This is a genomic window from Streptomyces kaniharaensis (assembly GCF_009569385.1).
GTDB lineage: Bacteria > Actinomycetota > Actinomycetes > Streptomycetales > Streptomycetaceae > Kitasatospora > Kitasatospora kaniharaensis.
Window position 1 is genome coordinate 343,274 of record NZ_WBOF01000002.1, and the last position, 22,127, is coordinate 365,400.

Genomic DNA, 22,127 nt, shown 5'->3' on the forward strand with positions numbered 1-22,127 from the left:
CGTGCGCTACGACCCACCTGTGAGGACACCCCGCCAGCCGGAACAGACCGGCCGACAGCCAGAGTGAAGGCCTGCGCCGAACCCGGTGAAACCCACACGCCGAACACGAGCGAGCCGCACGAGGTGCCCCTGCCTGCGACTTGGCTACCAGTTGCCGGGCCCCGGACGAAGCGCGTCACGCAGCAGTCGGACCACGTCCTCGGTGAGCTCGGTACGCCGCTGCTCCGCCAGGGCGAGCAGATCGGCGGCCTGTGCGGGGCTGGCGTCGAGGGACGGGACCGGGCGGGTGCGCCAGGGGTGCGGGGCCAGGTTGCGGATCTGGGTGGTGGCGTCGTTCTTGCCCTGGACAGCGAGTCGCGGGTGGGTGTCGCCACTCACGACGAGGGCGGCGCGGAGCGCCGTGAGACGGTCGTGCCGGCTCAACAACCGGTAGCCGGCCCGTCGGACGGCCGGCCGCTGCGGGTCGGTGAGCATGTCCCACAGCAGGTCGGCAGGCAGTTGGGTGGCACTGGGGGCGAGCGTGGCGGCGGCCTCCTTGACCACCGCGGAGGAGCCGTCCCGCAGCAGCGCCGTGACCCGGGGCACGGGCACCACGTCGAGGCTCCGCAGGGCCCGCAGCGCGTGGACGCGGACCTGAGGAGCCGGGTTGTCCAGCAGGGCGGTGAGCAGCGGGCCGTCGGCCCGGCTGCCGGTCTCGGCGAGCCCTCCAACTGCCCCGATCTGCGGCTCGGTGGTCTGGATGGCCGCGCGGTAGTGCGCCAGCGGATCGATGCCGGTGCGGCGTGCCGCCTCTCGCGCGAGGGCCCGGACCAGTGCGGACGGGTCGTCGAGGTACGGCACCACGTTCTGTGGGGAGCCGGTGCGCATCAGCCCCGTGAGGGCGGTGATCCGCACCTCGGCGTGGCGGCTGCGGGCCAGGCGGCGCAGCAGCTCGACCTGGTCGGTCCACACCGCCTGCCGGGCGGCGGCCTCGGCGGCCCGGGCTCTGACCTGCCGGTCGGGGTCGCTCTCGGCGAGGGCGGCGAGGGCGCGAATCCCAAGGCGGTGCGCGGTGGTGTCGAGGACGAAGCGCCGTACCGCCGGCTCGGGCGCCGTGAGAAGCCTTCCGGACAGGGCCGTGCCCGACCCGGCCAGCAGCGGCACGAGCAGTTGACCGTGGGCGAAGGCGCCGCGCCGGCGCCGGTTGATCAGCAGGGCCGTGCGCACGGTCGCCGAGGTGGCCAGCATGGGGTTGTCGTGGAGCAGCACGGCCAGAGCCGCGCACGCGGGCGCCCGTACCTGACGGACCCAGTCGCTGGTCCGCAAGACGACAAACGGCATCAGCTCGGGACGCGGCTGGTTCAGCATCCGCTGCAGCGCGCGCTCACGGATGCGGCCATCGGCGTGCGAGGCCGCCAGGACGAGGGCGACCGGGTCGGCCTCGGCGAGTGATGGGGCGGGGCGCGTCGAGTACGCCGACTCCCGTCGTATGAAGGCGTCCAGGCGCAGCAGCAGCGCCGGACGTCCCGCCAGCACACGCAGCGCCTCGAACGAGTCTTCAAGATCCCCGGCCGAGCCGACCTCCAGCAGCGCGGCGATCAACTCCTCGAACGCATCCCCGTCCCGAGACCGCGCCTCGGCAACCGCCAGCCGGACACCCTCCAAGACATCCACGCCCGGGAAAGTCTGCGAGAGCGGCTGCTGGCGACGGAAGAAGAAGTTCACCGCGCCATCCTGCCGGAGCCGATCAACCTGCCGCTTCCCATATATACGACGCCCACAAGATCCCTGTCCCGGGCCTCACCACTGCCAGCCGGTCCCCAGCAGCCGCGATAACGATCGGCGTCTGTGCTTCACCGCACCTCGGAGTGATGCTTCATCACCACATCAGCGCGGCCCTTCACCACTGCCCACTCACAACATGCCTCTGAGCAGGAAGAACCACCACCCAACCCCGAGCGAACAGGAACGCCGAACCCACTGAAAACATCACGCCGATCATCAATCCAGCCCAACGCCGACCCGGCCAAAACCCCCAACAGGCACAACCAAAGGTCCAGACAACACGGCACGTGAGGCCATTTCGCGCCCCACAACACCAACAGGTCACACCCGGCGGCCCCTCGCCGGGTAGAGCTTCGCGTGCAGCACCGGTCCTCCCACCACGGATCCTCCGGAGCGGACACCAGCGCGGCGACCTGCTCGCGCTTGGTCGGGGCGGGCAGCACCAACGGGCCCAGGTTCTTCTCAGCGCGGTCCCGTGCGCACTGCGGGCACTCCAGCCGGTCCGGGCCGGCCGGCCGGGGACCGGGCCTGACGCACCGCTTTGCGAACCCTTTGCTAGCATCCGCGCACCGAAATGTGGATCAAGGGAGCAGCGGTGGAGCAGGGGCGGATGGAACTGGCGTACACGCCGACGGGCGAGGACTTCCGCGAGGCCTTCGCAGCCCAGGCCCGGCACACCACGGTGGGCCGGGCGGCACGGGTGGTCTGGTGGGTCCCGGCGGCGGTCTCGCTGCTGGGCGGCGCGCTGAAGCTGGCGGACGGCGAGGTGGGGGCCTCGGACGTGGTGATGGCGGTCGCCCTGGTGGCGCTGGCGGTGTACGCCCCGCGGCTGCAAGCGGCCTCGGCGCACCGCCGGGTGACCCGGCGCGGCGGGCCCCGCACCGTGGTGGTGGACGGCGCCGGGGTGACCGTCACCGACCGGTGCGGCACCCAGACCCGGGCGTGGGCGACGCTGTCGGGCTTCGTGGAGACGGAGCACCTGTTCGTGGTGCTCAACCGCAGCGGCTCCTGCCTGCTCATCCTGGCCAAGCGCGGGACGGCGGACCCCGACGCGCTGCGCGCCCTGCTCGCCCGGCACGCGGCCCCGGTCGACCGTCCGGCGCCTGCAGGCCCGGCCCCGGAGGTCCGGGCCTGATGGAACCCGGGCCCGGGCCAGGCCGTTGACTGCGACAGCCGCCGCACAGGGAGCGCGACAGGGGGCGCGACAGCCACCGGAGGCCGCGAAAGCGGAAGCCGGGACGACTGGGTCGTGGGCCGGTGCTGCTTCCAACTGTGGGCAGCGTACGGTCGCCCAGGAATCAGCACCGGCCCGACGGTCGGTCCCAACCCTGACCCGACGTCTACTACGCCGCGGCCAGTTCGCCTCCCGCGACGAACTGGCCGCGGCCATCGACACCTTCGTGTTGGCCTTGCGACGAACACGACGCCAAGCCCTACCGCTGGACCTTCGACGGCGGCCCACTCAAAGCCGCATGAACCCTCGAAGGACCAACGCGGCGCTGCACTAGTGTCCTGCGCCGGAGATCCGTCGTTAGTTGTGTGTGAGCTCTTCTTCTCCTGATCTCCCGGTGCGCCGTCGTGGTCCCGCCTTGGAACCGTTGTTGCTGTCCGACGAGGAACGGGCCACGCTGACGCGGTGGGCCCGCAGAGCCTCGTCCGCCCAGGCGTTGGCTCTGCGGGCCCGGATCGTGCTGGCCTGCGACGGTCCTGATGTGCCGTCGATCGTCGGCGTGGCAAGGGAGTTGGGCATCACTGCGGACACGGTCCGCAAGTGGCGACGCCGGTTCCTCGCCGAGAGGCTGGACGGCCTGGTAGACGAACCCCGACCGGGCCGGCCGCCCACGATCGCGGTCGACGAGATCGAGGCGGTCGTCGTGGCGACGCTGGAGGAGATCCCGAAGAACGCGACACACTGGTCCCGGAGCTCGATGGCCGCCCGCAGCGGCCTCTCGAAGTCGACCGTCGGACGGATCTGGCGGAAGTTCCAGCTCAAGCCCCACCTGGTCGGCACCTTCAAGCTGTCCACCGACCCGCTCTTCATCGAGAAGGTCCACGACGTGATCGGCCTGTACTTCGACCCGCCCGAAGGTGCGGTGGTGCTGTCGGTCGACGAGAAGTCGCAGATCCAGGCCCTCGACCGCTCCCAGCCGGTCCTGCCCATGATGCCGGGCATGCCGGAGCGTCGAACCCACGACTACGTGCGCAACGGTCTGACCACCCTGTTCGCCGCGTTCGACACCAGCAGCGGGAAGGTCATCACTTCACTGCACCGCCGGCACCGTGCGGCGGAGTTCAAGAAGTTCCTCGTCAAGATCGACCGCGAGGTTCCCGACGGGCTCGACATCCACCTGATCTGCGACAATTACGGCACCCACAAGACCCCGGCCATCCGTGCCTGGCTGGCGCAACATCCCCGATTCCATATGCACTTCACCCCGACCGGGTCCTCGTGGATCAACCAGGTGGAGCGGTGGTTCGGCTTTCTCACCGACCAGATGATCCGACGTGGTGCCCACAAGAACGTTCAGGCCCTTGAGAGGGACATCCGCGCCTGGATCAAGAACTGGAACGAGGACCCCAAACCGTTCACCTGGACCAAGACCGCCGACGAGATCCTTCGACTCCCTCGCCCGATTCTGCCGACGGATCTCCGGCGCAGGACACTAGGGCTGGAAGAGTACTTCCGGATTGTTCGGCGAGGGGCCGTCCAGCAGCGGACGGTGGATCCTCTTCAGGGTCTGGTCGAAGAACGCTGTCACGTACTCGCGGGTGATCTCCACCCCGCGTTCCGGGGAGAGGGGCGGCGTCGGGAACCCGGCCTGCTCGTGAAGCAGGTCCAGGTCGCTGAAGCTGAAGTGGTCGGCGCCGGCGACCGTCAGCCACTTCTTGTAGCCGCCGAGGGCGGCCCAGACCTGCCCCCACGTGGTGTCGTCGCCACCGACCGGGTGGTTGTCGGCCGTACCCAGCATGAGGAACGGCCGGTTGATCTGGCCGGGCATCGGGGCCGGCTTGAAGGCGCCGTCCATGTTCACGCCGGCCCGTACTCGCGGGTCGGCGATCATCGTGGCGGAGGCCGCCGCTCCGCCGATGGAGTGTCCGGCCATGCCGATCTCGTGCTTGTCGATGAGGTGTGCCAGGCGCCACCCGGTATTGCCATGCGTCAACTGGTCGATCAAGAAGGACACGTCCCGCGCGCGGCTGGCGGGGATGGAGTCGATCCGCGCCGGGTCACCGCAGATCGCGCACGGCGGCGTCTGGCCGTTCGCCAGCGTCTCGCCGCTGTCCTCGTAGGTGTCGCCGACGAGCGCGACGACGTAGCCGTGACTGGCCAGGTCGGTCGCGAGCGAGGTGAGCGTGATGCGCGGGTCCTCGTGCGCGGGTGAGAGGACCACCAGCGGATACTTGCCGCGCTGCGGCCGCGCGCCGTCGAAGGCGTGAGTGGTGACGCTGGAAAGGGTCTGTGGGGTGACGCCGGAGCTCGTCGGCAGCTTCTGCCGCTGGACGATTCCGGCTGCCTCGGCGAGGGTCATGTAGGGGGCCGGGGTCCCGGTTCCGGGGACGGCCGGGTAGACCATCGTGACGGCCAGTTGGCGGGGGCCGGATGACGGCACCCACGGGTCAAGACGGCTCGCGTCGGTGAGGTGGATGACGTCCTCGCCGGCGGCGTAGGGGCCGGTCGGCGCGGGGAGCGTGCCTTGGAAGGACCGCGTGGGCGCGGCGGCCTTGGCTGGTGCGGTGTCGAACGCGTGCGTGGCCACCGGTGTGACCGACGGTGTGGTCGTGGCGGCGAACCCGGCGCCGGTTCCGGTGACGAGGGCGGCGAGCGCCAGCACCGCGACAGCGCTGATACGGCGATTGCGTTTCATGGGATCGACGCTAGGTTCCACAGCTCCGTATCGAATCAACCCACAGAGGCAAACATTCCGGTGCCGTTCGTAGCCCCCACGAGGTACCGGAGTCATACGCCGGGACTATGTCGTGCGGCGCGGGGCTCCCTTCGCCGGCATCGTCGAGCGCCACCTTCGTCCTGGCCTACGACGAACACGACGCCAAGCCCTACCGCTGGACCTACGACGGCAGCCCACTCAAAGCCGCATGAACCCCCGAAGGATCAACGCGGCGCTGCACTAATACCCAGGTATCACCCCGTACCGGAGTAGCCCCCAAAATCTCGCACTCCGGTCCGACGCCCGTACGGGCCCCGGCTCCTAGGCTGGCCCGCGATGAACACGCCCACCGCCACCGACGCCCGCAGCTACGCCGCCCGGCAACTGCGCGCCCTGTACCGCAACCTCACCACCCCGAACGGCGAGCCCACCCCGCTGTTCGGCAGCTCCCGCCGCCGCTGGATCCGCCGCTTCCCGTACGCCGTCGCGATGATCCTCCAGATCCCGCTGATCTCCGCCGGAATCGCCTGCCTGCGCGGCTTCTACGACGTGCCCCTCCCCGTCGCCGCCGCCCTGACCCTCGCCCAGACCACGCCGCTGCTGCTCGCCACCACCCGGCCCCTGGCCGCCTGGTGGATCAGCGCGGCCACCCTGGTCACCACCGCCACCGTCACCGCCAGGCACCCCCACCTGATGGGCAGCTGGCCGTGGACGGCGCCGATGGTCATCGCGTACACCTTCGTGCTGCTCGCCCTCGGGCTGCGCGAGCGCCGACCCACCGTGATCGCGGTCTGGGTCACCACCGTGCTGCTCACCGCCCTCACCGTCCTGCTCGGCCAGCCCCGGGCCGCGGACGGCACCGCCGTGCTGCTGATCGCCCTCAGCGGCGCCGCGCTGCTGCTCGGCTGGGCCGTGCGCGACCGCGCCGAGGCCCGGCGGCTGCTCAGCGAGCAGGAGCACATCAGCGAGGTCGAGCGCGAACGGCGCACCCTGCTGGAGGAACGCGCCCGCATCGCCCGGGAGTTGCACGACGTCGTCGCCCACCACATGTCGGTCATCGCGGTGCAGGCCGTCAGCGCGCCGTACCGGATCGAGGGCGTCCCGGCCGCCGCCGCCGAGGAGTTCACCGCCATCGCGGACGGCGCCCGCCAGTCCCTGTCCGAGATGCGCCGGCTGCTCGGCGTGCTGCGCAGCGAGGAGTCCGCCACCGAGAGGGCCCCGCAGCCCGGGCTGCCCCAACTCGCCCAGCTGGTCGAGGCGGTGACCCGGGCCGGGGTGCCCGCCGAACTCGCCGTCGAGGACGGGCTCGACGCCCGGATGCCGCCCGCCGCCGCCCTGTCCGCGTACCGGATCGTGCAGGAGGCGCTGGCCAACGTCGTCCGGCACGCGCCCGGGGCCCGCGCCTGGGTGTCGCTGGCCTCGGACGGCCCGCAGCTGCGGGTGACGGTCGTCAACGCGCCCCCCGCGGAGCGCACCGAGTCCCTGGAGGCCGCCGCCGAGGGTACCGGGCACGGACTGGTCGGAATGCGCGAACGCGTCCGGCTGGCGGGTGGCAGTCTGGACACCGGCCCGCTGCCGGACGGCGGCTTCAAGGTGGCCGCCGTCCTGCTAATCGAACCGCCCCGGGAGACAGCCGCATGACCATCCGCGTGATCATCGTCGACGACCAGGCCATGGTGCGGGCCGGCTTCGCCGCCCTGCTGAACGCCCAGAGCGACATCGACGTGGTGGGGGACGCGGCGGACGGCGTCGAGGCCCTGGAGGTCAGCGGCCGCACCCACCCGGACGTGGTGCTGATGGACGTCCGCATGCCCGTCATGGACGGCCTGGAGGCCGCCCGCCGGCTGCTTGACCCCTCCGTCCCGGGAGCGCACCGGCCCAAGGTGCTGATGCTGACCACCTTCGACGTGGACGACTACGTGTACGAGGCGCTGCGCGCCGGGGCGAGCGGCTTCCTACTCAAGGACGCCCCGCCCGCCGACCTGATCACCGCCGTCCGGGTCGTGGCGGGCGGCGAGGCGCTGCTCGCGCCGAGCGTCACCCGCCGCCTGATCGAGGACTTCGCCCGCGCCCGGCCCGCCCGGCGCCGCGACCCCAAGCTGCGGCTCAACGGCCTGACCCCGCGCGAGACGGAGGTGCTGGAGCTGATCGCCCGGGGCCTGTCCAACCAGGAGATCGCCGCGCAGCTGGTGCTCGCCGAACAGACCGTCAAGACCCACATCGGGCGCATCCTCGCTAAGCTCGACCTGCGCGACCGGACCCAGGCCGTCGTGCTCGCCTACGAGTCCGGGCTCGTGACGCCTGGCCAGTAGAGCCCCCATGAGTACCCGGGTATCACGCCGAAGTTGGCCCCGCAGTGTGACGTCCGCGGGGCCGTCGCCTTCCTAGATTCCTCCTCGTCGCCACAGCCGGACGAGCGAGGGAGCACAGGGACATGGGGACGCATCGGGTCCGTCTGGTCCGCGAGGACGCCGGTTCGGGCTCCGGTGTCTCGCGGATCCTTCCGAAGGCCGCGGCCGCTTCGACGTTCCCCCTGCTGCTTCGCCGGGCGGCCACGGTCCTCACCGTGCTCGGGCTGGCCATGATTCCCTGGCTGGTCTTCCTGCACACCGGGCTGCCGGCCACCGCTCAGGCCTCGCACTGGGCCTGGACGTGGACGGGTCTGGACAGCTTTGAGGCGCTCGGCCTGTTCTCCACCGGACTGCTCCTCAGGCGCGGCGACTGCCGGGCCTGCCTGACCTCCGCCGCGACTTCGGCCCTGCTGCTGGTCGACACCTGGTTCGACACCATGACGGCTGCCCCGGGTTCGGACTTCAAGCTGGCGGTGCTGATGGCGGTCTTCGCCGAGTTGCCGCTGGCGGTGGCCTGCGCGGCTCTCGCGACCCGGACCTTCCCTCGGCCGGGCCGATGAGCGGAAGAGTTCGTGACGGTGATCGGCGCGTGCGGTCCGGTCCGTTTCGGAAGTCCCCGGCCTGCCGCAACGGCGGTCCACGGGCGGTTCGTTCGGCCCGCTCGGGTCGACTGCCGACAAAGTCGGCGCTGGCGCAAGCAGATTGCACACAAACACAACTGATTGACCATCAGAGATGCTTCGATGGCCCAATCGGACATTTAGGGAGGAATTATGAGGCATTCGCGGGCATTGATCAGCGCGGGCGCTGCCGCCGCCGTCGCCACCTGGTGGTTCACCGACTCCGCGCCGTACCCGTACTCTCAGCGCTGGCTGCTCGACCTGCCGCTGCCGTTCCTGACTCTGAAGCGCCTGGACCACGTGCTGCAGGCCCGGGAGGGCGAGAGGATCCTGGAGATAGGCCCCGGAACCGGCCTGCAGTCGCTGCACGTCGCACCGCAGCTGGGCCCGAACGGCCAGCTGGACATCGTGGACATCCAGCAGAAGATGCTCGACCACGTGGGCCGCCGGGCCAAGGAGCAGGGCATCGACAACATCGTGCCGAACTGCGCCGACGCACATGAACTTCCTTTTGCGGATGACTCGTTCGATGCGGCTTACCTGGTGACGGCGCTGGGCGAGATCCCGGATCCGGCGCGTACGCTGGCCGAGCTGCGCCGGGCGCTGAAGCCGTTCGGGCGGCTGGTGGTCGGCGAGTTCTTCGACCGGCATCAGATCCGGCCGTCCTCGCTGATCAGCCTGGCGGAGGGAGCCGGGATGCGGGTCGCCCGGCTTTTCGGTCCGCCGTTCGCGTACTACGCGGTGCTGCGTCCGATCGACGCCTGACGCCGCTCGGGCGGTTCCCGCCCGGCCGAACCATAGACTGGACGGCCGTAGCCGTAGGCAGTGTCGGTCTGGATCCGCTTCGGCAAGGGCGACATCGACGCCCCGGACGGCGTCGCCGTCATCGACCTCCGCGCGCCGATCCGCGAAATCCAGACAGCAGCCGCCGGATAGAGCACCCCGACCACCGGTCCCCCTGCCCAGGGCACAGGCTCCCGAGGGCAAGGGGGTACCCGGGCTACCCAGCACCCCGGGATGCGGTCCGCGCGGGCCAGCTGCTCGATCAGCTGACAGCGCGCCACAAGGCGAAGTCGGCCCGACGGTGCCGGCCGTCCCGATACCCTGCTGGCGGGCCGCTCGGTGTGTCGGTCCCGGACCGCTGACGGCCGCGACCGGCAGCACCAACGTCCTGACGGTGCCCCGCATCAACGCCCGCCTCGCAGCAGACTGTCCCGGTGCCGTCCAGTGGCCCGGATCGCGGGCCGGCCACCAGCAAGGACACCCGATGGTCAAGAACCACGCCCGGAAGAACGCCGCCCGGGCCCGGGTCGCCAAGACTGGCGAGAACCACCAGACCACCGTCGCCGCCGTCCGCAAGCGGCCCTCCCTCCTGCCACCGCTCCCGACCGCCGAGGAGATCCTCGCCGAAGGACTGGCAACGATCGTCGCCGCACTCGCAGAAGACGGCGGAAGCCTCCGTTGCCGCGCTCGGGGACGACATTCGCAACTGGCCGGACGCGAACCCGGTCAATCTCCAGGACCCGGCCTACGTCGGGGTGGCCTCCATGGGAGTGCAGGGCCGTCCGGGCTTCACCCGCGTGCGCACCCCGTACGTGTCCGACGCCGACGCGGCCCGGATCGCCGACGACACCGCCCACCTGACCGAAGACCCGGCCGCGTACCTCGACGTCTACCCGGGCCCGGTCGACTGGAAGCCCGCCTTCATAAACGACGACGCCGACACCCCGATGACCGAAGCGGCCTGACGCATCTGGCAACTCACCATCAAGAAAGGAGAGTTGGCCTGATGGCCGAGGATCGCCTCACACAGCGCACCGTGACCGTGGTCATGGCGGTCATCGCCCTGCTGGCGTTCGTGTTCTCCTTCGGCAACGTCTGGGCACTGGCCCTGCGCCTGGGGGTGCCCCACCCGATCGCGCCGCTGATCGCCCCCATGGTTGACCTGTCCGTGATCGGGCTCCTCGTCGGTCTGCGCTTGCTGTCCCTGCGCGGTGTTCCACAACAGGAGCTGACGGCCGCAACCCGCCTGATGCACCTGTGCGGCCTGCTGACCCTGGCTCTGAACGTCGCCGAACCCCTGGTAGCCGGACACTACGGCCGTGCCGCCGTCGATGCGGTCGCCCCGCTGCTGCTGCTCGGCTGGGGCCAGGTCGGCCCCCAGTTCCTCCGCCACTTCCACACCCTGAGCGGCCCGAAGACGGCGGAGGTCCCCGCCCCGGTTCCGGCCGTGGAACACCTGCCCGACCCGCTCGCAGCGCTCGACCCCGTACCAGAACCCGCCCTCGCACCGGCCTCCGAGCCGGCGCCTGCCCCGGCTGCGATCCTCACTGATGAGCCCGCTCCCGTGCCGGCCAAGACGATCGTCTCCGCCTCGCTCCCGGCCGTCCCTGAGGCCCTGCTGATCGCTGCCCGGCGCGTCGCCGAGACGCATCAGGCCGAACAGGGCGCGCACATTACGCCCGGTCAGCTCAAGGCCCGCCTGGGCGTCACGCTGCCGCTGGCCACCGCCGCACATGCTCAGCTCTCCGCCTGAGCCCGCCGGCCCCTTCCCCACCTGACCGACCCCGCCCGACCGCGCTCGGCTTCCCTTGCCCCGAGCAGCACCAACACGCCTTCCTGCCCGGCTGGTTGCTGCTCGGGGCAACCCCACCCGACAGAAGGGACACGCCCCGACATGGTCACCCTGGACCTGCGCCACGTGGCAAGCCCCGCCGTGCGGGACCTGATCCACCTGGTCAACCTGCCCGACTTCGACCGCGCACACCAGCAGATCGACCGCCTCGGCGGCTGCACCGAACCCGTGCGCCTGCTCGACCAGACCACCACCATCGACACGGCAACCGGTGAGGTACTGCGCTCCTACACCACGGCCGATGAACCCACGGGCAGCCTGCTGACGGCCTGCGGCAACCGTCGCGCCTCGCGCTGCCCGGCCTGCTCCCGCGTCTACGCCGCCGACACCTTCCAACTCATCCGCGCCGGCCTGACCGGCTGCAAGAACGTGCCGGACACCGTCCGCACCCACCCCCGCGTGTTCGCCACGCTCACCGCGCCGTCCTTCGACCCCGTCCACAGCCGCCTCACCGACACGGGCGGTGCCCTCCGGCCCTGCCGCTGCGGCAAGCGCCACGAACTCGGGGACGCGCTGCTTGGCACGCCGCTGGACCCGAAGACCTACGACTACCCGGGCGCGGTGCTGTTCGACGCCCACGCCGGAGCCTTGTGGGTTCGTTTCACGATCTACTTGCGCCGCGAGATCGCCGCCCGGCTCAGCCTGACCCAGAAGGCGGCCCGCGCAGTGCTGCGCGTCTCCTTCGCCAAGGTCGCCGAGTACCAGAAGCGCGGCCTGGTCCACTTCCACGCCGTGATCCGCCTCGACGGCCCGCACGGCAGCACCCAGCCCCCGCCCCCGCCCCCGTCCGCCACCGTGACCCTGCTCGCCGACGCCATCCGGGCCGCCGCCGCCCGCGTCTCGGTCAGCGTCGTCTCGGACGCGGTCGGGGAACGCGAACTCACCTGGGGCGAACAGCTCGACGTGCGCGAGATCGCCGCCTTCGGCACCAACGCCGAGCTCACCGATCACGCGGTCGCCGCCTACGTGGCCAAGTACGCCACCAAGTCCGCCGACTCATCCGGCGCTCTCGACCGCGCCCTGTTCTGCCGCCCCTGCCAGGGACGCGGCATGACCCTGACCGGCCACGGAACCCCGCTCACGTGTACCACCTGCGGCGGCACCGGACAGGCCCGACCCCTGCCCCGCCTCGCCTCGAACGCCACGTGCGGCAGATGATCCGCACATGCTGGGAACTGGGCAACCGCCCGGAGTGTTCGCCGACCTCAAGCTCTGGAAGTGGGCACACATGCTCGGCTTCCGGGGCCACTTCTCCACCAAGTCCCGCTGCTACTCCGTCACCCTCGGCGCGCTGCGCGACGACCGCCGCGCCTGGCGCACCGAACAGGCCCGCGCACACGCCGGCCTGCCCGACCTCGACCCGAGCACCACCCTCGTAATCGGCAACTGGACCTACCACGGCTCGGGCTACAGCCCCGGCGCGGAACTCCTCGCCGCCGCCGTCTGGCACCGCAGAGAACTGGCACGGCAGTTCACCGTAGAGGGCGGCCCCTCATGACCGCTCTGCTCCCCGGACCGGGCATGAGCAAAGACCTGCTGACGGTCCCCCAGGTCATGGCCCGCCTCCAACTCGGCCGCTCCGCCGTCTACGACCTGCTCCGCACCCGGCAACACGCCTCAATCACCCTCGGCCGCGCCCGCCGCATACCCACCCACGCACTCACCGACTTCATCCGCACCCGACTCGAACAGGACGCCGCCTGATGACCACACCCCGCGACACCCCCGCCCCCTCGCGTCGTAGCCGCGCCAACGGCGACGGCACCGTCTACCAGCGCAAGGACGGCCGCTGGGAAGCCGCCGGCTACGTCCTCGCCGTCGGCGACACCCGCAAGCGCGTCCGTGTCTACGGCACCACCCGAAAGGACGCCCTCGCCAAGCTCACCGAGAAGATCGCCACCAGCAACCGCGGCGTCCCCGCCCCCTCCGTACAGGGCAGCCTCGGCGCGTACCTGACCTACTGGCTGGAGAACGTCGCCATCCACCAGCTCCGCGAGAACACCCACACCCGCTACACCGCCTGCACGAACCGCTACCTCATCCCTGGCCTCGGCAAGAAGAAGCTCGCCAAACTCACCGCCAAGGACGTGCGCACCTGGCTCAACCAGCTCCGCACCACCTGCCAGTGCTGCGCCCGCGGCCTCGACGCCGCCCGCACCCAACCCCGCTGCTGCGCGACCGGCACATGCTGCGGCAAGCGGCTCTCCCCGCTGACCCTCGCCTACATCCACTCCGTCCTCAAGTCCGCCCTGGAACACGCCGTCCGGGAGGAAGAGATCCCGCGCAACGTCGCCCGCAACGTCCGCACCGGCACACCCCGCCCCCGCCGCTTCGAACCCCTCACCGCTGACGAGGCCCGCACCTTCCTCACCACCGCCCAGGGCCACCGCCTCCACGCCCTGTTCGAACTCGCCCTCCGCACCGGACTCCGCAAGGGCGAACTCCTCGGCCTGCGCTGGGAAGACCTCGACCACAGCAGCGGCACCGCCAGCATCCGCCGCACCCTCCAGCGCACCCGCACCGGCGGCCTGACCACCCTCCCCACCAAGACAGTCAGCTCCGAACACCGCATCGCACTCCCAGCCCCCTGCCTGCTCTCACTCCGCGCCCACCGCAAGCAGCAGGCCCAGGAGAAGGAAAAGGCCGGCGCGGGCTGGATGGACAGCGGCCACGTCTTCACCCGGCCCGACGGCCACCCCATCGAACCCGCGACCCTCACCCGCCGCTTCAACGCCCTCCTCCGCCGCGCCCACCTCCGCCAGATCCGCTTCCACGACCTCCGCCACTCGACTGCGACCCTTCTCCTGGAACAGGGCGTCGAACTCGTCGTCATCAAGGAACTCCTCGGCCACGCCCACATCGGCGTCACCGCCACCGTCTACGCACACGTCCGCCTCCGCCTCCAGCGCGACGCCATCGACCTCCTCGGCCGCACCCTCGGACAGTCCTCCGGGGCAGCCACCGACCCCGACGACGGCAACGAGCCGCCGCTCTGTGCAGCACCCGTCCGCTGACGTTGCCGTCAACTACTGCCGTCAAGAGCCCCAGAAGCCCCGCTGATGACATTTCAGCGGGGCTTCTGGCATGGCATTCTAGTTTGGCCGACGGCTTTTATCTGCAATAACGCCGCATCGCAGACTTAGGCCGTCACGGCGTTCCGTCGGTCGCAAGGCCGAGCACGCCTGGATCGATTCCTTTGAAGGCCGCTAGCAGCTCGAATAGCACTCGAACCGCATGCTTGTCGGAAATCGAATCCAGCTTACTCCAGTCCGATACAGAGCCGTTCCACTCGGGCCAGATGGATCGGAGAACGAGAGTAGGCCAAGTCAAGTTATGGCCACTTCTCGCATGTGCTGCGATCCATTCGGCGAACCCGTCCAGAAAAGGGACTTCCGCAGCTTCTGAACTGACACCGAACCCTGAAAAGAATGCGACGTACTGCGCGAACGAGCCATCCAGGAAGAACATCGATGGCCTGAACTTCAGGTTTCTCAACAGCAGTTCAACGGGCAGAACCTCGGCCGTCATGGGTTAGGCCTCCAGGTGAGACCGCCACTAGCTGGATTTGGCGTCAGAGTCCCCGGTGTCAGCTTAAGGATCTCATTTGCATCGTCGCCAGGGATGCTCGGGTCTGCAAAGTTCTTCATATAGTCCTCGATTGATTCCCCACCTCTGCCAGTCCAGGCATCAAATGCCCTTCCATCCTTGATGACAACAAAATGCTGAGGCCAGTTAGTCTCGACGCCACGGTACACGTATGGCCGGGCGCCAGGGAATCGGCCAGCAACCTGGTAGATGTCACCACCCCCGAGCGCCTTCTGAATATCGAGAGCACACTGGTCACAGTCAGCGACGCCGTTAATTGCAGACTTCGCGCGCGGCGTCCAATTGCCACCGAGGTCTGGCCCGCAATTACTGTTGTGGACCAAGACCGGAGTGTTGCCCGCGAGTACATAGTACGTGTGGAGGTTTGCGACAGTCAGGTTGTGGGCGGTTTGGGGTGCTGTGGTGTAGGTCCGGATGGCGAGGAGGACGACCAGGCCGTGGCCCGGGTAGTAGAGCTGGTGGCCGGCTTGCAGGTCCTGGGCGTCGGTCCAGGTCTTGGTTGTTTCGTCCCAGTAGGGGTGGTGGGCGGTCGAGACCAGGGAGTGAGTTGTCTGCGGGGTGGTCTTCCCGTCTGAGGTGGAGAGGGTCAATTCCGTGAACTGGGTGTCGTCGTGGCCGACGATTTTGGCGGTGACGGTTTCGGATGAGGTTTGGCCTGTTTGTGGGTCGGTGGCCGTGACAGTGTCGTCGGGGTTGATGTCACCTATGGCCTTGGCGCTTCCGTCGGCCATCAGGACCGGTGTATCGGGCGGAAAACTGTTTCGGCATGGGACTTCGGCGCCCAGCCCCTTAGCGACCTTATGCGTCACTAGCGCTATCAGGATCAGGCCTGTAATCTCTCCGCCGGTGTACTCGTACTCGCCATTTTGGATCTGGTGGTACATCTGCTTGCCGGTGTCGACCATCCCCGAGACACTCTGGATTGTCCCCGCAATCGGGTTCGCGTCGGTCGCGAGCGGCTTGCAGCCCTTCCCGGTCACGCAGCCCTTGAGATCCTTGGCCGGCTGGACCAGGCCGTTGACGAAACCGATGAGAACATCCGCGACGCCCTGATCGTATTTGCTCATGGGCTTGACCACCATGGGCTTAGATACACCGGGGTGTTTGGTGATCTGGTCGCTGATCCACTGGTGGGTTGTGCTCTGAGTGTCGTCCTTGAATGTCTCGTAGTAGCGGCGCTGGGTGTCTGCGTCGACGTAACCGCTGGTCTCCGCTGTATTGCTGAACGTGATGGTGCCGCCGTGGCAGTCGTAGAGCTTGCCGCACTCTTCCGAGCTGAGGCCGCTGGGGTCACTGAGGTTGACCGGGTCGTTCTCGCTGTAGCCGTAGCCGTTCCACTGCTGCGGGTTGGCTGTGTCGAGGATCGGGTCCGGGCTGATGAACCGGCCGGTGCCGGGGTCGTACTGGCGTGCGCCCAGGTTGGTGAGGCCGGTGGTGTCGTCCTTGCTTCCGCCGACGAAGCCCTTGCTGCCGGCCCAGGCGGCGGCCGCAGGCTGGGTGCCGCGGGGGTTGCCGAACGGATCGCTGAGTCGCCGGGTGGCGGGCTGGGTCGCGGTGGCGGTGATCTGGAGGTTGTTGGTTCCGTGCGGGTCGGAGGCCTGGATGAGGACCTGACCACCGCCGATGGCGGCGGTGACGCGGGTGTAGGTCAGGCCGCCGGGTCCGGCGATGGAGCGGACGTTGCTCAGCGAGCCGCTGGCCGTGTCGAGGGTGAGTTCGTCGGTGGGCAGGTTGAGCGTGGTTTTGCCGGGGTTGCGGCGGATGAGCTGGTTGCCGTCCGCGTCGTAGAGGTAGGTCGTGGCGCCGGCCTGCCCCGTCTTGACGAGGCTCTCGAGCTTGTCCTCGCCGTTCCAGGTCAGGGTGGTGGTGCCGCTGGTGTCGGTGATGGCAGTGGTGCGGCCCTTGGCGTCGTACTGATAGCCGACGGCCTTGGTGCCGCTCGGGCCGGTGGTGGTGGAGGTGAGGAGGGCGTGGGGCCCGCCGGTTCCGCCACCGGTGTTGGGGGCGCTGGTGGGGGTGTTGAGGCTCTTGGCGGCTCCGAAGGTCTGCGTGGTGGTGGTGTCGTTGAGGCTGTTGCCGGTGATGTCGTGCTGGACGAGGCTCGTGCGGTTGCCGGTCGCGTCGTAGCCATAGGTGTTCCAGTACGGTGCGGGTCCGCCGATCGTGCGCCCGCCGGGGCTGACAACGGCAGGGCCGGTTGCGTTCTTGCAGCCGCCGATGCCGGCGACGGTGGTGGAGCTACCGGTGCCGTGGACGACGCCGGAGGTGTCAGTCCAGTCGGCGGTGGTGAAGGTGCCCCCGGTGTCGGTCCAGGCGTTGGTCAGCCGGCCCAGGTAGTCGTAGGTGAAGCACTGGGTGTCGGTGACACTGGCGTCCTGGACGGTGGTGGCCGAGGTCACCCGGCCGGACGGGGTGTAGGTGTAGCTCGTCTGGTCGACGGAGGTCGTGCCGACCTGCCGGTCCACGAAGGAGTTGATGACGCGGCCGGTCGACCAGTCGTACTGCTGGGTCGAGACGACCTGCTTGCCGTATTCGCCGGCGGTCGTACGGACGGGTCGCGCGAGGGCGTCGTACTCGACCTTGGCGATGACCGCCTTGTTGAGGCTGGCGGCTGCTGTGAGGAGGCCGGTGATGGTGCGGCCGTAGCTGACGGTTTCGGCCGGCAGTCCGCCGGCGGCGGGGATGCTGACCTTCTTCAGTGAGCCGATGACCGGGCTGTAGGTGTTGGTGGTGGTGTAGGTGCCCGCGAGCGCGCCTTCGGCGGACGGGATGGTGACGGAGGCGCCGAGCGGGCGGTAGGCGGTGTCGTAGCCGGTCACGGCCTTGGTGTAGGCCGCTCCGCTCGCGCCGCCCACGTAGCGGGTGGAGGAGGTGGGCTGGCCCTTGAGGATGGTGTCGTAGGTCCAGGACGCCAGCTGGTTCGCCGGTGCGACGCTGCCGTTGTACATGCCGGTCCTGCGGCCGAGCAGGTCGTAGCTGTAGGCGAGCGTGTTGTTCTTGGCGTCGACGGTGTGGTCGATGCGCGAGTTGACGTCGTAGAACGTCTGGCTCACGCCCGTGTCCGGGTCGGAAGCGGAAACCTGGCGTCCGCGCAGGTCGTAGGTGTAGCTCCAGGTGTTGCCGCTGCTGTCGGTCCGCGTGGACGCGAGACCGCCGGGCGTGTAGCCGTAGGTGGTGACATCCGCGTCAGCGGCGTTGCCGGTCGCCGACGTGGTCCGGTACTGCCACAGGGCGGTCGTGTGCCCGCGAGCATCGATCACGGCCGTCGTCGGCATTGCGCCCGCAGGCGGGGTGACGTCGGTGCGGTCCGCGCCGGGATAGGCGGTGGTGGTGGCCCACTGGAGGTTGCCGTAGGAGCGGAACTCCGAGCGCAGTGCCCGGCCGCGGCCGTCGTAGGTGTTCCACATCTGGCCGGGTACCTGGCCGTCGGCAGCGGGGATGAAGACGGACTCGGTAGGGAAGGAGCCCTTCTCGTAGTACGGGTTGGAGGTCTTGATCACCCAGCCGTGTGTGTCGTAGACGGTGTCGGTGATCAGGCGTCCGGTGGGCTTGGCGTCGCTGGTGCGCTGGGTCTGGCGGGGCCGTCCCAGGCCGTCGTAGATGTCGATGTTCGCGGAGTAGGTGACCGCGTCGTCGTTGATCCACTCCGTCTTGACGGTGGACGGCGCCGTCGTCCCGTTCACGGCGTAGGTGAACTTCTTGCTGGGAAGCTCGCTCGTAGGACGGTCGGGCGCCCACACTGCGGTGATGCGGCCGAGGGCGTCGTACTGGGCTGTGGTGACACGGCCGTTGACGTCCGTGTCGGTCAAGGGCGAGCCGCGCGCGGGGTCCTGCGTGACAGTGCTGGTCCAGCCCGGCATGGGTCCGGTGGACCGGGTCTCGGTCGGCAGGGCTCCGGAAGCCGGGGTGAACGCCATGGACGTCACGGCGGGGGTGGTCGACGGGCCGCTCACCTGCGCGCCGTCGCGGTCGTAGGCCGAGCCGTCGGTCGTCGCGGTCGTCAGCGGGCGCCCGTAGGCGTCGAAGGTCGCGGTGGCGCCCTGGATGTAGACCGGGTTTCCGGCCTGGTCGAAGTGGTCAAGGACCTGGGTGCTGGTCGCATCGCCGGTCGCGCCGGCCTTGCTGAAGGGCCTGCCGTCGTAGAGCGTACGGATGCCGGCGATCGTGTTGGCGGCGGACGCGGTGGTACCGCACGGGCCCTGAACGGTGACGATCTCCGACGTCAGCAGGACACGCTGCGGGTTGTCGCTGGTCGCGTACTTCACGCTGGTACAGGTCTCGGGGGCGGAGGCGGTGCCGTCGCCCTTGTCGTTGACCTGCTTGACGCGGTTGCCGTTGGCAGGGTCGGTGGTCGTGACGGTTGTGGTGGTGCGCCAGCTGCCGTCGGCGAGGGGGGCCTTGGTAGTGGCCGTGGTCTCGGAGTCCGGGAATCGGGCGTAGATCGCGGGCGCTCCGGCACTCTGGGTGTGAGTGGCGGTGATCGGCTGTCCGCTGTAGGTGCTTCCGCTGATCGTCTGGACCGTGCCGCCGGCTTTGTCGTAGACCTCGGTGGCCACGGCGCGCCCGCTCAGCCAGTCGCTGTCGGTGACGGTTCCGCCGAGGGGGCTGGCGACCTGGACGCTCCGCTGGCCCGTGGCGAGGTAGTCGCCGTCCATGCCGCGCAGGTAGGTGACCGTCTGCTGGGTCTTGGGCGCCTCGCTCGCGGCACCGCTGCCGGTAGTAGTCGTGACCGACTGGTAGCCGCGGAAGTTGTCCCAGGTACGGGGGTCGGCGAACTCGGCGTCGTTGCGGTGCCACGCGGCCCCGCCGTTGTAGGTGTACTCGGTGGTCTTCTCGATCGCGGGGGTGCTGACACGGTCCTGTTCGACGACGCTCCTGACGAGGGGCTTGTCGAACCAGTCGGTGATCAGCGTCTTCTTGGCGGTGGCAGGGTCGGTCTGGTACCACTTGGTGGGCATGCAGGCCATCGAGTTGTTGTCCTCGGAGGCCGGCATGCGGTTGTTGACCCGGGAGCACTCGGGGTCGGTGTAGAGGACGTCGATCCGTCCGCCGGTCTCCGTCGTGATGCCCTGGATGCGCGGACGCATGAACATCTTCTCGGCCGGGACGAGACCGTCGATGCGGTTGGCGCGCATCTTGTACTCGAACTGCATGGCCGGCAGGTTCTTGATCTCGGCCTGGCCGTTGCTGGGGACGCGCTGGATCGAGTCGAGCTGCAGGAGGCGCTTGGTCCCGTCGCCGGGGTCGGCGAGTTCCTGGTTGAGATTCCAGGTGTCGACGGTGCGGGGGGCGGAGTTGACCCAGACCTGGGTGCTGATCGTGGTCAGGCGCTTGGTCGTGAAGAACGTCGGCGCCGAGTTCACGCATGTGCTGTCGGTGCAGATCTGGTCAACCGGAGTGTCCGGCCAGGCGTTGGCGTTGGCGGTGGTGCGCTGGCTCTCGGAGCAGTCGGTGGTGGCGCCGGGGGTGCAGCGCTCGGCGACGGTGAAGAGGATCTTCGCCGCCGGGCTGGCGGTGCCCTTGGCGGCCTTCTGGTCGTCCAGGCGCTGGCCGTAGGCGATCTCCTTGAGGTAGCCGGCGCGCTGGTAGTCGGTGAGGGTGCCGGTGCCGCCGCCCTGGACGGTGCCGCGCTGGTACTTGTTGCCCTCGGTGGCGTACTTGTAGGTGGTCAGGTTGCCGTGCGGGTCGATGACGTAGTCCAGCTGCCAGCGCCACGCCATCTGGCACCAGGAGTTCTTCCCACTGCCGGAGTTGTAGCAAGGGTCTCCGCTGTTCGGCGAGTACACCGGGACCGTGAGGACGGAGTTCGCGGCCGGGTCGGTGCCGTCGCCGCCGGGCAGGTGGTTGAGGCCGAAGTAGTATTGGACACCGTCGGAGGTGGTGATCCGCCAGTACTCCATGTCCCGGTAGTCGATATCGCCGGCCGCCTTCGGTGCGCCGGTGAGCTGCTCGATCTTGGAGCCGTCGTCGCTCTGGAGATGCCAGACGCCGCTGGCGTCGTCGCGTACGATCGTGCCGGAGTGGCTACCCAGGGAGAGGGTGGCGTTCTGGCCGCCCCAGCACTGGTCCGACGAACCCGTGATGCCGGCCTTGTCGCAGCTGCGGTACGAGCGCTCGATGAATCCGGGCTCGTAGCCCCAGCCGTCACCGATCCACGAGGGCTGGGCGTTCACTGCGGAGGTCTTGCCGTCCACCGCCGCTGAGTTGTAGCCCAGCGCCACGACCGGGGCAGCCCCGCCGAGGGAGGGGGGCACCTGGATCGGGTAGTTGTAGGTGAAGTTGCCCGCGTTGGACCCCGCTGTCCATGCCATCGACGGCGACAGGGAAGTCGCGGTGTAGTTACCCATGGGGCCCGACGGCGAAGGCGTCGGCGCAATGACCACGGAGCTACCGCTGCCTGCGTCGGCGGCCGCCGCCTGCGCAGTGGTGAACGACGTCTTCACGGCGCCGTTCTGGCCCTTGCCCGCTAGGGGTGCGGCAGCCGCCGGTGGCAGAGTCACGTCGGCAGTGATCTTGCCGGAGCCGTCCGTCTTGGACGGGACCGGTGTCTGCGTCCGGCACTCGGGGCGCTCGGGCGTCGTAAGCGCGCACGCCGGCAGGGCGACCAGGGCGGCTCGATCCGACCAACCAGACGCCTGGAGAGCCTTGAGGTCGAGCGTGACGCTTGCGCTGCGCCCGTTGCCACCGGCCACCGGCTCCGCGTCGGAGAGGGCGATCAGCGGCCCCGCCGCGCCCGCGGCTTTGCCCTTGTCCGCGCCGGCGACCCGAACGGTGACGGCGTGTGCGCTCTCGCCCTTGCCGGCCCCGGGCGCAACCTCGACCGCCAGCGCCCCGGCCTTGGTGCCGGTCGTCCCGCCGGAGGCGGGCGATGCGCCGCCGGTCGCCTTTCGGGCGGCGTCGGCCTCGGCGCTGTTGAGCCCGAGCGTCACCGTCTCGGTACCGGTGACCACCGGCGCGACCGCTTCCGGCTTCCACTGCGCCGTCCTTCCCGCCGGCTTGGCACCCGGGGGCCGGACATCGCGGCCCTTGACCGGGACGGTCTCGTTGCCCAGAGGCGTGTTCGGGGGAGTCCAGACCTCCCCCTCGGGCTGGGGGAAGGTCCACGCCGCCGCTGGCGGCACGGACACTCCGGCCATCGCCAGGGCGACCACTGCCGCCACCGCCGGCGACCGCCATCGACCGCCTATTCGTGTCCCGGCCCGTTTCCGGGCAGGCCTATCCAGCACCGTGACGGCTCCTCACTAACTATCGACACAACGTCATA

General features: G+C 69.6%; 13 protein-coding genes and 2 pseudogenes. 11 read left to right on the forward strand and 4 right to left on the reverse strand.

Annotation, left to right across the window (positions count from 1 at the left end; all coding sequences use genetic code 11):
• Positions 1 to 144: 144 nt before the first annotated feature.
• A complete protein-coding gene (locus tag F7Q99_RS29185) occupies positions 145 to 1,704 on the reverse strand; it encodes a HEAT repeat domain-containing protein (protein WP_153466930.1) in 1,560 nt (519 codons plus the stop codon).
• Positions 1,705 to 2,359: 655 nt separating this feature from the next.
• Between F7Q99_RS29185 and F7Q99_RS29190 the strand changes: the two genes are divergently transcribed.
• Positions 2,360 to 2,899, forward strand: a complete 540-nt coding sequence (locus F7Q99_RS29190) for a YcxB family protein (RefSeq protein WP_153466931.1) — start codon at positions 2,360 to 2,362, stop codon at positions 2,897 to 2,899.
• A gap of 433 nt (positions 2,900 to 3,332) precedes the next feature.
• A pseudogene (locus F7Q99_RS29195) lies at positions 3,333 to 4,431 on the forward strand (IS630 family transposase).
• Here the strand turns inward: F7Q99_RS29195 and F7Q99_RS43370 are convergent.
• Entirely contained in the window at positions 4,428 to 5,726 is a 1,299-nt protein-coding gene (locus F7Q99_RS43370) for an alpha/beta hydrolase family protein (protein WP_326847310.1), read from the reverse strand. The pseudogene F7Q99_RS29195 and the gene F7Q99_RS43370 overlap by 4 nt on opposite strands.
• A gap of 261 nt (positions 5,727 to 5,987) precedes the next feature.
• On the opposite strand from F7Q99_RS43370, the gene F7Q99_RS29205 reads away from it, so the two are divergent.
• From F7Q99_RS29205 to F7Q99_RS29245, 9 genes and pseudogenes are all read left to right on the forward strand, one after another.
• Positions 5,988 to 7,292 carry a sensor histidine kinase gene (locus tag F7Q99_RS29205; RefSeq protein ID WP_153466933.1) on the forward strand — a complete coding sequence of 435 codons (1,305 nt, stop codon included), beginning with the start codon at positions 5,988 to 5,990 and terminating at the stop codon, positions 7,290 to 7,292.
• Positions 7,289 to 7,963: a response regulator gene (locus F7Q99_RS29210; protein WP_153466934.1), complete on the forward strand. Its 675-nt coding sequence runs from the start codon at positions 7,289 to 7,291 to the stop codon at positions 7,961 to 7,963. Before F7Q99_RS29205 ends, F7Q99_RS29210 begins: the two co-directional genes overlap by 4 nt.
• Positions 7,964 to 8,085: 122 nt before the next feature.
• The gene (locus F7Q99_RS29215) at positions 8,086 to 8,562 is read left to right on the forward strand and encodes a hypothetical protein (RefSeq protein ID WP_153466935.1); all 477 of its coding nucleotides are present in this window, start codon (positions 8,086 to 8,088) and stop codon (positions 8,560 to 8,562) included.
• 213 nt (positions 8,563 to 8,775) lie between these two features.
• On the forward strand, positions 8,776 to 9,387 hold the full coding sequence (locus F7Q99_RS29220) for a class I SAM-dependent methyltransferase (protein ID WP_153466936.1): 612 nt from the start codon (positions 8,776 to 8,778) through the stop codon (positions 9,385 to 9,387).
• A gap of 782 nt (positions 9,388 to 10,169) precedes the next feature.
• Positions 10,170 to 10,370 carry a hypothetical protein gene (locus F7Q99_RS41745; protein ID WP_230210981.1) on the forward strand — a complete coding sequence of 67 codons (201 nt, stop codon included), beginning with the start codon at positions 10,170 to 10,172 and terminating at the stop codon, positions 10,368 to 10,370.
• A gap of 41 nt (positions 10,371 to 10,411) precedes the next feature.
• On the forward strand, positions 10,412 to 11,158 hold the full coding sequence (locus F7Q99_RS29230; protein ID WP_153466937.1) for a DUF2637 domain-containing protein: 747 nt from the start codon (positions 10,412 to 10,414) through the stop codon (positions 11,156 to 11,158).
• A gap of 141 nt (positions 11,159 to 11,299) precedes the next feature.
• Positions 11,300 to 12,755 (forward strand): annotated as a pseudogene (locus tag F7Q99_RS29235) (replication initiator).
• Complete coding sequence (locus tag F7Q99_RS29240; protein WP_195911299.1) at positions 12,752 to 12,961, forward strand: helix-turn-helix domain-containing protein; 210 nt, start codon at positions 12,752 to 12,754, stop codon at positions 12,959 to 12,961. Before F7Q99_RS29235 ends, F7Q99_RS29240 begins: the two are co-directional and overlap by 4 nt.
• The gene (locus F7Q99_RS29245) at positions 12,961 to 14,271 is read left to right on the forward strand and encodes a tyrosine-type recombinase/integrase (RefSeq protein WP_153466938.1); all 1,311 of its coding nucleotides are present in this window, start codon (positions 12,961 to 12,963) and stop codon (positions 14,269 to 14,271) included. The genes F7Q99_RS29240 and F7Q99_RS29245 overlap by 1 nt, the downstream gene beginning before the upstream one ends.
• Positions 14,272 to 14,404: 133 nt before the next feature.
• Here the strand turns inward: F7Q99_RS29245 and F7Q99_RS29250 are convergent, their stop codons facing one another.
• Both F7Q99_RS29250 and F7Q99_RS43375 read right to left on the reverse strand, forming a co-directional pair.
• Positions 14,405 to 14,785, reverse strand: coding sequence for a hypothetical protein (locus F7Q99_RS29250; protein ID WP_153466939.1), 381 nt, complete (start codon positions 14,783 to 14,785; stop codon positions 14,405 to 14,407).
• Positions 14,782 to 22,023 carry an RHS repeat-associated core domain-containing protein gene (locus tag F7Q99_RS43375; protein ID WP_153466940.1) on the reverse strand — a complete coding sequence of 2,414 codons (7,242 nt, stop codon included), beginning with the start codon at positions 22,021 to 22,023 and terminating at the stop codon, positions 14,782 to 14,784. The genes F7Q99_RS29250 and F7Q99_RS43375 overlap by 4 nt, the downstream gene beginning before the upstream one ends.
• Positions 22,024 to 22,127: the final 104 nt, after the last annotated feature.